This window comes from Pseudomonas sp. H1_G08, assembly GCF_054681355.1.
This window is the reverse complement of the sequence record NZ_CP162822.1, coordinates 950,317-962,569: the sequence shown is the minus strand read 5'-3', so window position 1 is coordinate 962,569 and position 12,253 is coordinate 950,317. Positions and strand designations below refer to the sequence as shown.

The 12,253-nt window shown below is 60.0% G+C and carries 12 protein-coding genes; 9 read left to right on the top strand and 3 right to left on the bottom strand.

Translation table 11 applies throughout. From position 1 onward, the window contains the following. Positions 1-118: 118 nt before the first annotated feature. The gene (locus AB4N85_RS04420) at positions 119-1,006 is read left to right on the top strand and encodes an alpha/beta fold hydrolase (protein WP_252869099.1); all 888 of its coding nucleotides are present in this window, start codon (positions 119-121) and stop codon (positions 1,004-1,006) included. Here AB4N85_RS04420 and AB4N85_RS04415 read toward each other — a convergent pair. Beyond that, positions 975-1,958: a GlxA family transcriptional regulator gene (locus tag AB4N85_RS04415; protein ID WP_252869098.1), complete on the bottom strand. Its 984-nt coding sequence runs from the start codon at positions 1,956-1,958 to the stop codon at positions 975-977. The two genes, AB4N85_RS04420 and AB4N85_RS04415, sit on opposite strands and share 32 nt — an antisense overlap. An 89-nt stretch (positions 1,959-2,047) precedes the next feature. Here AB4N85_RS04415 and inhA point away from each other — a divergent pair, with 89 nt between their 5' ends. The 4 genes from inhA to AB4N85_RS04395 all read left to right on the top strand — a co-directional run bounded on the left by inhA (position 2,048) and on the right by AB4N85_RS04395 (position 6,202). Continuing rightward, a complete protein-coding gene (gene inhA, locus AB4N85_RS04410) occupies positions 2,048-2,734 on the top strand; it encodes an isonitrile hydratase (RefSeq protein ID WP_150741403.1) in 687 nt (228 codons plus the stop codon). Between the two features lie 209 nt (positions 2,735-2,943). Continuing rightward, entirely contained in the window at positions 2,944-3,735 is a 792-nt protein-coding gene (locus tag AB4N85_RS04405) for a CPBP family intramembrane glutamic endopeptidase (RefSeq protein ID WP_236169426.1), read from the top strand. A 102-nt stretch (positions 3,736-3,837) separates the two neighbouring features. After that, positions 3,838-5,403 (top strand): methyl-accepting chemotaxis protein, encoded by a 1,566-nt coding sequence (locus AB4N85_RS04400; RefSeq protein WP_041479077.1) that lies wholly within the window; start codon positions 3,838-3,840, stop codon positions 5,401-5,403. Between the two features lie 328 nt (positions 5,404-5,731). Continuing rightward, positions 5,732-6,202 (top strand): hypothetical protein, encoded by a 471-nt coding sequence (locus AB4N85_RS04395; protein ID WP_252869097.1) that lies wholly within the window; start codon positions 5,732-5,734, stop codon positions 6,200-6,202. Positions 6,203-6,374: 172 nt separating this feature from the next. Here the strand turns inward: AB4N85_RS04395 and AB4N85_RS04390 are convergent, their stop codons facing one another. Then, positions 6,375-6,728, bottom strand: a complete 354-nt coding sequence (locus AB4N85_RS04390) for a DUF6124 family protein (protein ID WP_150635805.1) — start codon at positions 6,726-6,728, stop codon at positions 6,375-6,377. Positions 6,729-8,062: 1,334 nt separating this feature from the next. Further along, entirely contained in the window at positions 8,063-8,743 is a 681-nt protein-coding gene (locus tag AB4N85_RS04385; RefSeq protein ID WP_252869096.1) for an alpha/beta family hydrolase, read from the bottom strand. Between the two features lie 90 nt (positions 8,744-8,833). Here AB4N85_RS04385 and ccoN point away from each other — a divergent pair, with 90 nt between their 5' ends. From ccoN to ccoP, 4 genes are read left to right on the top strand one after another with little or no spacing between them, the layout of a single operon-like run. Further along, positions 8,834-10,258, top strand: a complete 1,425-nt coding sequence (ccoN, locus tag AB4N85_RS04380; RefSeq protein WP_024012337.1) for a cytochrome-c oxidase, cbb3-type subunit I — start codon at positions 8,834-8,836, stop codon at positions 10,256-10,258. Positions 10,259-10,268: 10 nt separating this feature from the next. Continuing rightward, positions 10,269-10,877, top strand: a complete 609-nt coding sequence (ccoO, locus tag AB4N85_RS04375; protein ID WP_003223389.1) for a cytochrome-c oxidase, cbb3-type subunit II — start codon at positions 10,269-10,271, stop codon at positions 10,875-10,877. Positions 10,878-10,880: 3 nt separating this feature from the next. Further along, a complete protein-coding gene (locus AB4N85_RS04370) occupies positions 10,881-11,078 on the top strand; it encodes a cbb3-type cytochrome oxidase subunit 3 (RefSeq protein WP_024012336.1) in 198 nt (65 codons plus the stop codon). Continuing rightward, positions 11,075-12,028: a cytochrome-c oxidase, cbb3-type subunit III gene (gene ccoP / locus AB4N85_RS04365; protein WP_252869095.1), complete on the top strand. Its 954-nt coding sequence runs from the start codon at positions 11,075-11,077 to the stop codon at positions 12,026-12,028. The genes AB4N85_RS04370 and ccoP overlap by 4 nt, the downstream gene beginning before the upstream one ends. Positions 12,029-12,253: the final 225 nt, after the last annotated feature.

Sequence of the window (12,253 nt, the reverse complement as noted above, 5' to 3'; positions counted from 1 at the left end):
CCTGCATGCCAGACAACTGGCTCAGGCCCATATTCATGGTGAAACCTGCGCAGCGGTGACCCGCATTCCGTTCGCAGATCCAGAGTGTCTGAATACGATTCAAACGGAGTGGTTCGTCATGATCGAGAGCGTTCTTACCCCAACCCTGACCATTGCCTACGAACAGCACGGTCCGAACAACGGCGCCCCGGTAATTCTGCTCCACGGCTTCCCCTATTCCCCGCGCACCTTCGACGAAGTCGCCCCGGCGCTGGCCGCGCGAGGCTACCGCGTCATCGTGCCGTACTTGCGCGGTTACGGGCCGACCCGGTTCAACAGTGCGCAAACCCTGCGCTCCGGTCAGCAAGCTGCGATGGCGCAGGACTTGCTCGATCTGATGGATGCGCTGGGCATCGAACAGGCCACGCTTTGCGGTTATGACTGGGGCGGTCGGGCAGCGTGTATTGTCGCGGCGTTGTTTCCGGCGCGGGTGCGCGGACTGGTCAGCGGCGACGGCTACCTCGTGCAGGACATCGCCCATGCGAACCAGCCGTTGGACCCGGAAGACGAGCATCGGCTCTGGTATCAGTACTACTTCCACACGCCGCGTGGCGTCGGAGGACTTAAGCAGAATCGCCGGGCGTTGTGTCAGTTGCTTTGGCGGCTGTGGTCGCCGACATGGGCGCGAAAGGACGAACGCTACCCGCTGACCGCTGGCGCTTTTGATAATCCTGACTTTGTCGACGTGGTGATTCATTCCTATCGGCATCGCTTCGGCTACGCCCCGGGCGATCCAACCCTGGAGTGGATGGAAGAAGCGCTGGCCACACAGCCGGTGATCCGCGTACCGAGCATTTCGCTGTGCGGTGGCGATGATGGCGTCGGCCCGCCTTCGCTGATTGATGAAGATGCCGAGCATTTCAGCGGCTTTTATGAGCGGCGCGTGCTCGCGGGTGTCGGCCACAACATTCCCGAAGAAGCGCCGCAGGAAACCCTCAAGGCAATACTGGATCTGCTGCAACGCTGACCGAAAACCGCTCCCGATAAGCCTGCGGCGTCACGCCAATCGCTCGCAGAAAACTGCGCCGCAGCGTCTCTTCACTGCCAAAGCCGCAATTGGCGGCGATGCGTTTCACCGGCAAACCGGTATCGCTGAGCAGTCGGCGGGCGGTTTCGACGCGGATCAATTCGATCGCCCGCGCCGGGGTCTGGCCGGTGTCGGCGCGGTAGTGGCGGATAAAGCTGCGTTCGCTCATGCCGGCCTGTTCGGCGAGGGTCGGGATGCCGAGGTCGCAGGTCAGGTTCTCGGCGATCCAGGCGTGCAGTTCATCGAAGCGGTTGCCCTGTTGTTGCAGCGACAGCGTCACGCTGAACTGCGACTGCCCGCCCGGGCGTTTCAGGAAGACGACCAAGTGCCGGGCGACGTCGAGGGCGATGTCGCGGCCGAGGTCTTCTTCAACCATGGCCAGCGCCAGATCGATACCGGCCGTGACCCCGGCGGACGTCCACACCGGGCCGTCGTTGATGAAAATCGGATTGGCTTCGACGCGCAGATTGGGATGTTGCTCGGCCAGTTGCTCGCAGCGCGTCCAGTGCGTGACCACGCGGCGGCCATCGAGCCAACCGCTGGCGGCGAGTAGAAAGGCCCCGGTGCATACCGAAGCCACGCGCCGGCAGCCGCGCGCATGTTCGCGTACCCAGTCGACCAGTTGCAGATCTTCCGATGCCGCATAAATGCCCCAGCCACCCGAGATGATCAATGTGTCGCTGGGCGTTTGCGGCAACGGTTCGGCGAGCACCGCCAACCCCGCCGATGACATCACCGCCCCGCCGCCGCTGGCGATCACGCTCGGCGCATAGGGCGTGGGCAAACCGCGCTGGCGGGCCAGATCGTTGGCCGAGGCGAACACCTGCAACGGCCCGGTGACATCAAGAATCTGCATATTGGCAAACGCGAGGACGTGAATGGCTTTAGGCATTTGGCGTAATTCGTGGGGTTATTGGCGTATGCGCCAGAACCTACCCGCCTACAGTGAAGTCGTCCACTTCTTTCAACGGAGCAAGAACGATGACGCTGCAGATCGGTTTTCTGTTATTCCCGCAGGTCCAGCAACTCGACCTCACCGGCCCCTACGACGTCCTCGCCTCGTTGCCCGGCGTGCAGGTCCACCTGATCTGGAAGGATCTGATGCCAGTGACATCCAGCACCGGGCTGCTGCTGAAACCGACTACGACTTTCGAGGATTGCCCGGATCTGGACGTAATCTGCGTGCCCGGCGGCAGTGGCGTCGGGCCGTTGATGGAAGATCAGCAGACGCTGGACTTCATTAAACATCAGGCCGCCCAGGCACGTTACGTGACCTCGGTGTGCACCGGCTCGCTGGTGCTCGGCGCGGCGGGCCTGCTGCAGGGCAAACGTGCGACCACGCATTGGGCGTATCACCAGTTGCTGCCGACGCTGGGCGCGGTTGCGGTGAAGGATCGGGTGGTACGCGACGGCAATCTGTTTACCGGTGGCGGAATCACTGCCGGGATCGATTTTGCCTTGGTGCTGGCGGCGGAACTGGTCGATGCCGACACAGCGCAACTGGTGCAGTTGCAACTGGAATATGCCCCGGCACCGCCGTTCAATGCCGGCAGCCCGGACGTGGCACCGAGTGCAGTTGTCGATGAAGCGCGGTTACGCGCGGCGCCTTCGTTGAAGCTGCGCACCGAGATTACCGAACGCGCAGCGGCCAAACTGGGCCTGCGCTGATATCCAGCCGAATGCAAAACCTGTGGGAGCGAGCCTGCTCGCGAAAGCGGAGTGTCAGTCGCCAGTGACGTCATCTGGAAGACCGCTTTCGCGAGCAGGCTCGCTCCCACATTTGATTTGTGTCTGGCATGACTGCCACACCTTCACTTGTCCCACCTCCCTCGCCCGTGTAGAAAGCCCCTTCCAGAAATCTCGCACAAGGACTTTCGATGAAGGCGCTGCCCTGGCTCTACCTCGCGCTGCTCGGCCTCGGTTACGGACTGGCCCTGAGCTACGGCCAGCTCGGTTGGCTGGCATTGATCTCCGTGGGGCTTTTGCTGTTCGCCGCGTTCGCCGTGCGTCAGCAAGAGGTGCCGGTCGCGCGTTGGCTCGGCCATGGCCTGTTCATCGTTCTGGCCGTGGCACTGGCGCTGCACTGGCTGCCGGGCTTCGCCAACGGCCGGGTGATCAATCCGCAACGTTTCACTGACAACGCGGTGCCGTTCGCGATGTACTTCAATCTCGACAAACCGCTGGTGGGCTTCTGGTTGCTGCTGGTTTGTCCGTGGATCGTCGCGCGGCGATCGTTGCGCCTGACGGTCTATGCCACCGCCCTCGCCCTGACGCTATGTGCGATTCTCGCCCTCGGCGGCGCGCTTTTACTTGGCGTGATCGCCTGGGCACCGAAATGGCCGGATCAGGCCTGGCTGTGGGTGCTGAACAATCTGCTGCTGGTGACGCTGGTCGAGGAAGCACTGTTTCGCGGCTATATACAGGGCGGACTCAGCCGTCGCCTCAAGCACCTGCCCTACGGAGACAACCTCGCACTGCTGTCGGCATCGCTATTGTTCGGTCTGGTGCATGTCGGTGCTGGCTGGACCTGGGTGTTGCTGGCGGGACTGGCCGGGGTCGGCTATGGTCTGGCCTACCGTTTCGGCGGACTGGGCGCGGCGATCGCCACCCATTTCGGCCTGAATCTGTTGCACTTCGGCCTGTTCACCTATCCGATGCTGGCCAGTTGACGCAAGCGCGGTTTTGCGACGGCGTACTTAAATCTGAAAAAAAACTTCAATAAAAACCTGTCGGCGCCGACAACCATTCAAAGCCTTGCGGATTGAAAAACCATGCGTAACAACCAGCCCATTACACAACGCGAGCGGACCTTTCCAGCTCAGCAACGGTTGATTTCCACCACCGATGCCAAGGGCATGATCACCTACTGTAACGACGATTTTGTCGAGATCAGCGGGTTTTCGCGGGAGGAACTGATCCGTGCGCCGCACAATCTGGTCCGCCACCCTGACGTGCCATCGGCGGTGTTCTCGCACATGTGGGGCACACTGAAACAAGGCTTGCCATGGATGGGCATCGTCAAGAATCGCTGCAAATCCGGTGACCACTATTGGGTTAACGCCTATGTCACACCGGTGTTCGACGGCAGCCAGGTGATCGGTTACGAGTCCGTGCGCGTCAAGCCCACCGCCGAACAGATCCGCCGCGCCGAAGCGCTCTACCAACGCATCAACCAGGGCAAGTCGGCGATTCCATCGACGGACAAATGGCTGCCGCTCCTGCAGGACTGGCTGCCGTTCATTCTGGTCAGCCAGCTGAGCTTCATGATCGGCGCGACGCTGAACTCGCAGTGGGGCTTCGCCCTCGCCGCCGGTCTTTCGGTGCCGTTGGGCCTGATGGGCCTGCAATGGCAGCAACGCGGGCTCAAGCGCCTGCTGCGCCTGGCCGAACAGACCACCTCCGACCCGCTGATCGCGCAGATGTACACCGACAGCCGTGGCGCCCAGGCGCGTCTGGAAATGTCGATCCTCAGCCAGGAAGCACGCCTGAAAACCTGTCTGACCCGCCTGCAGGACACCGCCGAGCACTTGACCGAACAGGCCAAGCAGTCCGACGCCCTGGCACACAACAGCTCAACCGGCCTGGAACGCCAGCGCGTGGAAACCGAACAGGTCGCCACCGCCGTCAACCAGATGGCCGCCACCACCCAGGAAGTCGCCAGCCACGTACAGCGCACCGCTGACGCCACCCAGGAAGCCAACCGCCTGACCGGCCGCGGCCGCGACATCGCCGGCGAAACCCGCGAAGCGATCCAGCGTCTGTCGGTGGTCGTCGGCGAAACCGGCCTGACCGTGACGCAACTGGCCAAGGACAGCGACGAAATCGGCGGCGTGGTCGACGTGATCAAAGGCATCGCCGACCAGACCAACCTCCTCGCCCTCAACGCTGCGATTGAAGCAGCGCGTGCCGGTGAAATGGGCCGTGGTTTTGCGGTCGTGGCTGACGAAGTCCGCCAACTGGCGCAACGCACCAGCGAATCCACCGGGCAGATTCACGCCCTGATCGCCAAGTTGCAGCAGACTGCCTCCAGCGCCGTGCAAACCATGGAAGCCGGGCATCGCCAGGCTGAAGAAGGCGTGGCGCGGGTCCTGGAAGCGGATCAGGCACTGGTCGGCATCAGCGAAGCGGTGGCCAACATCACCGACATGACCACCCAGATCGCCGCCGCGACCGAAGAGCAAAGTGCCGTGGCTGAAGAGATCAGCCGTAACATCAGCAATATCTCGGAACTGGCCGATCAGACCTCGGAACAAGCGCACAACTCGGCGTTGCTCAGTGAAGAACTGACGAAGACGGCCAACACGCAGTATTCGTTGGTGGCGCGGTTTAACCGCTGATTGGAAGGCTGGAATGAAAAAACCCGGATGGCGTGAGCCTTCCGGGTTTTTTCTTGTGTCAATGAACTACTCAATAGGATTTGAGTAGGTTGAGACTGTGCTTGAGTAGTTCAGTCATGCATTGCGCCGCCTGCCAAACCCAGACATCTAATATTGAACTTCATCAGAAAGTTTTGCGCTGCACATTCGGAAATCCTGGCGGAAATCCACAGAACACAGCGTATGTCTACTGTCAGGTCTTACAGTAGACATTCAAGTTTCAGGGGCATATCTATAAATCGTTGAACAGATGGTTTTCATTATCACGATATGACCAAGGAGCTAAAAAATGAGCAAACATAGCATCCTCATCCCAAAACCAGGTGCCATTCCAAAACAGTCTAATGTTTTCACTTGGCAATTCGGCACCAACCCTGAAACAACGGCCAATATAATTTCTTTTGAACTACGTCATTTTATTCCGACGGGCGAAAAGAGCTGGTCAATCTCAGGATCTACAGGAACGCTGGAGGAGAAGAACATCTTTCTCTACTCTTTCTCGATCCCCTATACCAGTGACGCCCCGTTCCATAAAACTTATACGTTAGAAGACGGGCTGACATTCCAGCACGGCCACTCGTCACCTGGACCCTCTGGGTTTTATGGATTTACTTATGTTGATGCTGATGAAGCCACGGTCACTATCGACATCCATCCCACCAAGGGGATTGCTAAAGGTACATTTGAAGCAAAGTTCAAAAGCCATGGATACCGAACGCAGCCTATAGGTACTTTCAACTTGCTTAGGGATGATTTGTGATTTTTCGCGACAACGTTTCGATCAGATTGCATCCCCGCCCTTTCAGCCGTATGGCGCTTCGCGAGCAGGCTCACTCCAACATTGGATCTGCGCTGATCACAGACTAGGTGCCAGACACCAATCCCCTGTGGGAGCGAGCCTGCTCGCGAAGAGGCCATAACAGCCAGCGAAATTATTGAGGCAACTTCAGCTTATCCAGCAGTCGATTGACCAACAGTTCGTTGAGCATGATTACCTGTTGCAGCGCCAGCAGTGGTTTGCGTTCCGGGCCGCCTATCGAGTTGGCGATGTTACCGGCCATGGCATGCGCGTATGAAAGCGACTCGCAGGCTTCGATCAACAGGGTTTCGTCATCCAGCGTGGGGTCCACGACATAGATCGGGCGATATTTTGGAGAGCTTGGTGGAGCGGCCAGATCTTCGGGTTTGAGGTAGTAATCGAGGGCGCGGTCGGTGGCTTCCTGGATTTTTTGCGGATCGAGAGCGCGGTCGTGGGGGGGTGGCGGGTTGGGGGTGACTTTGAACATGATGAAACTCCTATCGCAGACTGAAGGAGCCATCACCTTCGCTACCAAACGAGGGTGGCGGCCATACGCGGGTTGGTAGACCGGCTGCAATAGGAACCCGGCGCTCGCGAACGAGCCCCACGCATGACCACCATATAACCATGCCCCCAAAAAAAGGACGGTCTGAAGGCGTAGACATACGGCCATTACAGACGGGCTACCAAACCCGATCACTGCTTTCTGTCAGTGACCGAGAAACGATATAGCCAACCTCATGGCGCGTAAGCCGGCGGATTCTGGCGTAGGCGTAGGCAATGGCGCAAGGAGTTGTAGCCGGGATGGCGTAACGGGCCGTGTAGTTTAAACGTGGCTATTTGATGATGTTTAAATGCAGGGATTGCCTCTGACAGGCAGGTGGTTTGATGTCGTCTGGAAGGGAGCTTTCGCGAGCAGGCTCGCTCCCACATTTGGATCGGGTACATCAGTGGGGGATTGGTCGGCTTGGAGGTCGCCATCGCTGGCAAGCCAGCTCCCACAGAGATTTGGTCCAAAAGGTAGAGATTGGTCGACTGGGAGACCGCCATCGCGAGCAGGCTCACTTCTACAAGGAGCGCGGTGTACATCAGGAAGAATCAGGTCGGCTGTCAGGCCGCCTTCGCGAGCAGGCTCGCTCCCACATTTGGATCGGGTACATCAGTGAGGGATTGGTCGGCTTGGAGGCCGCCATCGCTGGCAAGCCAGCTCCCACAGGGATTTGGTCCAAACGGTAGAGATTGGTCGACTGGGAGACCGCCATCGCGAGCAGGCTCACTCCTACAAGGAGCGCGGTGTACATCAGGAAGAATCAGGTCGGCTGTCAGGCCGCCTTCGCGAGCAGGCTCGCTCCCACAGAAAAGCAAGGCAGCGCAGCTGCCCGCGGCGAAGCCGCACCACTCAACAATGAGCGCAAGCTCGAGTGCTCTTGATCTTGATCCACCGGCGACGTCGGAAGGCTGAGTGGAGGGATTGATCCGGGCGTGGGAGCGCAGCGACCGTCTGGCGCAGCCAGACACAGCGGAAGGAGGTGCAGCGAAGCAAACCGGAGCCGCTGCGCCCGGATCGATCCCGGAGCGAAGGGACCCGAGCCTGCGAGGGCCGAACGCAGGAGCTAGCGTTTTTTGCTTACTTTTTTTGGCGCTTGTAAAAAAGTAAGTCGCCGTCAGGCGAAACCGCCAGCCGCAGCTCCCAAAGCAACGGATATGCCCCCAAGAGCAAGATCAAAAGCTAGCCCCCTCACCCCAACCCTCTCCCCCAAGGGGGCGAGGGGGAAAGGGAGCAGGTCTTCATGCAACGCAAAATCCCGGCCCGGCTCAAAATCAGTCACCGAGAAATTCAGCCACCTTCTGCGCAGCACCCGCCAAATGATCGGAATGCGTAAAGCCAGAAGCCTTGAGCGGCTTCAAATCATGATCCCCCCCCACCAACCAAAACACCTCAATCGCCGGCGCTAACGAATACCCCTCAACCGCCTCGCGATTCCCCAGAGCATCCCGCTCCCCCTGCACAATCAACGTCCGAGTCTTCAAACCAGCCAAATGCTCAACCCGAGGCTTCTCCGGCTTCCCCACCGCATAAAACGGATATCCCAGACACACCAACGCATCCACCCCCAGCTCATCCGCCACCAGACTCGCCATTCGCCCACCCATCGACTTACCGCCAACAGCCAAAACCCCAGCGACATGATGCCGCACAAGCGCAAACACCTCCCGCCAGCAATCCAACAGTTTCGGCGCAGGATTCGGCGGCCGCTTAACCCCATCCACCCGCCGCTGCGCCATATACGGAAACTCAAAGCGCAACACGTTGACCCCAAGCCCGGCAAGGCGCCCAGCCATGTCGTTCATCCAGTCGCTATCCATCGGCGCCCCCGCCCCGTGCGCCAGAATCAGCGTTGCCGAAGCCTCACCAACAGCGGCATCCCAAAGCCACCCATGATCGAGCACACACTGCGCCCATTGATCCCCGTCAATACTGGCCTTGTGCTGTTTGTCCATGCTTGCCTCGCTTTTAGTCTGCCTATAACTCCAGGCGAAGGATTCGCGTCGTTTGCGCGCTCACTTCGGCTGAACCGTGGATGGGGAACCATGAACACTTCTATCAGTACCGCCTACAACTACAAGGTGGTCCGCCAATTCGCCATTATGACGGTGGTGTGGGGCATCGTCGGCATGGGCCTCGGGGTTTTTCTCGCGGCGCAATTGGTCTGGCCGGAACTCAACTTCAATTTGCCCTGGACCAGTTTCGGCCGTCTGCGCCCGCTGCACACCAACGCGGTGATCTTCGCCTTCGGTGGCTGCGCGCTGTTCGCCAGCTCCTTCTACTCGGTGCAACGCACCTGCCAGACGCAATTGTTCGCGCCGCAAATCGCCGCGTTCTGCTTCTGGGGCTGGCAACTGGTGATCCTGTTGGCGGCGATCAGCCTTCCGCTGGGTTACACCAGCTCCAAGGAATACGCCGAACTGGAATGGCCGATCGACATCCTGATCACCATCGTCTGGGTCGCCTACGCGATCGTGTTCTTCGGCACGATCATGCAGCGCAAGACCAAGCACATCTATGTGGGCAACTGGTTCTTCGGCGCGTTCATCATCACCGTGGCGATCCTGCACATCGTCAACAACCTTGAGTTGCCGGTGAGTTTCACCAAGTCCTACTCGGTGTACGCCGGTGCAACCGACGCCATGGTGCAGTGGTGGTACGGCCACAACGCTGTGGGCTTTTTCCTCACCGCCGGCTTCCTCGGCATGATGTATTACTTCGTGCCGAAACAGGCCGAACGTCCGGTGTACTCGTATCGCCTGTCGATAGTGCACTTCTGGGCCTTGATCACCCTGTACATCTGGGCCGGCCCGCACCACTTGCACTACACCGCGCTGCCGGACTGGGCACAGTCATTGGGCATGGTGATGTCGCTGATTCTGCTGGCACCGAGCTGGGGCGGCATGATCAACGGCATGATGACCCTTTCGGGCGCGTGGCATAAGTTGCGCAGCGACCCGATCCTGCGCTTCCTCGTGGTGTCGCTGGCGTTCTACGGCATGTCGACCTTCGAAGGTCCGATGATGGCCATCAAGACCGTCAACGCCCTCTCCCACTACACCGACTGGACCATCGGCCACGTTCACGCCGGCGCCCTCGGCTGGGTGGCGATGATTTCCATCGGCGCGCTGTACCACATGATCCCGAAAATCTTCGGCAAGGCGCAGATGCATAGCGTTGGCCTGATCAACGCGCATTTCTGGCTCGCGACCATCGGCACCGTGCTCTACATCGCCTCGATGTGGGTCAACGGCATCGCCCAGGGCCTGATGTGGCGCGCGGTCAACGAGGACGGCACGCTGACTTACTCCTTCGTCGAAACCCTGGTGGCCAGCCATCCGGGCTTTGTCGTGCGGCTGATCGGCGGGGCGATTTTCTTAAGCGGCATGTTGCTGATGGCTTACAACACCTGGCGCACCGTGCGGGCCTCGCAGCCTGCCGACGTCGTCGCTGCCGCGCAGATGGCCTGAGGAGTCCGCCATGAAACACGAAACGATTGAAAAGAACGTCGGCCTGCTGATGCTGCTGATGGTGTTCGCCGTGAGCATCGGCGGCCTGACCCAGATCGTCCCGCTGTTCTTCCAGGACGTCACCAACAAACCGGTGGAGGGCATGAAGCCCTATACCGCGCTGCAACTGGAAGGTCGCGACATCTACATCCGCGAAGGCTGCGTCGGTTGCCACTCGCAGATGATCCGTCCGTTCCGCGCCGAAACCGAACGCTACGGGCACTATTCGGTGGCCGGCGAAAGCGTCTGGGATCACCCGTTCCTGTGGGGTTCGAAACGTACCGGGCCGGACCTCGCCCGGGTCGGCGCGCGTTACTCGGATGACTGGCACCGCGCGCACTTGTACAACCCGCGCAACGTCGTGCCGGAGTCGAAGATGCCGGCCTACCCGTGGCTGGTCACCCAAGCGGTCGACAGCAGCCACACCGAAACCAAGCTCAAAACCATGCGTACCCTCGGCGTGCCGTATACCGATGACGACATCAGCGGCGCGGTTGCCAGCCTCAAGGGCAAGACCGAAATGGACGCCCTCGTTTCCTATCTGCAAGTGCTCGGCACTGCGATCAAGAGCAAGAGGTGAGCCATGGTCATTGAAATGAGTGCAGGCCTGATCCGCGGCCTCGGCACGGTCGTGGTGTTCGTCGCCTTCATCGGTTTGACCTTGTGGGTGTTCAACCGCAAGCGCACCCCGGAATTCGCCGAAGCACGCCTGCTGCCGTTCGCCGACGAGCCACTACCCGAAACAATTTCAGCCCCTGAAACAAGGAGTACCCGGCCATGACCACCTTCTGGAGTACGTGGATCTGCGTACTGACCATTGGCAGCCTGATCGGCCTGACCTGGTTGCTGATCGGCACCCGTCGGGGCGAGACCAAGGGCAGCGTCGACCAGACCATGGGCCACAGCTTCGACGGCATCGAGGAGTACGACAATCCGCTGCCGCAGTGGTGGTTCATGCTGTTCGCCGGCACGCTGGTGTTCTCGGTGGGTTATCTGATTCTCTATCCGGGCCTGGGCAACTGGAAAGGCATCCTGCCCGGCTATGAGGATGGCTGGACCGGCGTGCACGAATGGGAAAAGGAAATGAACAAGGCGGACGCCCGGTTCGGGCCGATCTTCGCCAAATTCGCGGCGATGCCGCTGGAAGAAGTGGCCAAGGATCCGCAGGCGCTGAAAATGGGCGGTCGTCTGTTCGCCTCCAATTGCTCGGTGTGCCACGGCTCGGATGCCAAGGGTGCGTTCGGCTTCCCTAACCTTGCCGACAGCGACTGGCGCTGGGGCGGCGATGCCGAGACGATCAAGACCACCATCATGGGCGGCCGCATGGCGGCAATGCCGGCCTGGGGCGAAGTGCTCGGTGAGGCCGGGGTGAAAAACGTTGCCGCGTATGTGCGCCACGAACTGGCGGGCCTGCCGCTACCTGCCGACAGCAAGGCAGATCTGCAAGCCGGGCAGCAAGCGTTCAGTACCACTTGCGTTGCCTGTCATGGCGCCACCGGCCAGGGCACTGAGGCGATGGGCGCGCCAAACCTGACCCATCCGGCCGGCTTCATTTATGGCACCAGCCTGACTCAACTGGAACAGACCATTCGCCATGGTCGTCAGGGGCATATGCCAGCGCAGAACGAATTGCTGGGCAACGATAAAGTGCAATTGCTCGCCGCTTATGTGTACAGCCTGAGCCACGGATTGAACACAGAAAAACTGATAACTGAAGACAACAAGAAATAGCAATTGCGTACACCACTGCCGCAGCTTTCTCGCTGCGGCAGTTTCCCGTCCCTTTGCGACGCATTGTCGCACCCCTTGGATCCTCTCCTTTCGGAACCCCGGATTCGGGTCTACGCTTCATCGAAGCGGACCGGCTGAAGTCGGTTTCCAGATCAATCCCGAACGATGCGCGCCGTGAACCGGTTGATGGATTCGCCGCAAACGCAGGTAGATAACGGCTGTTGC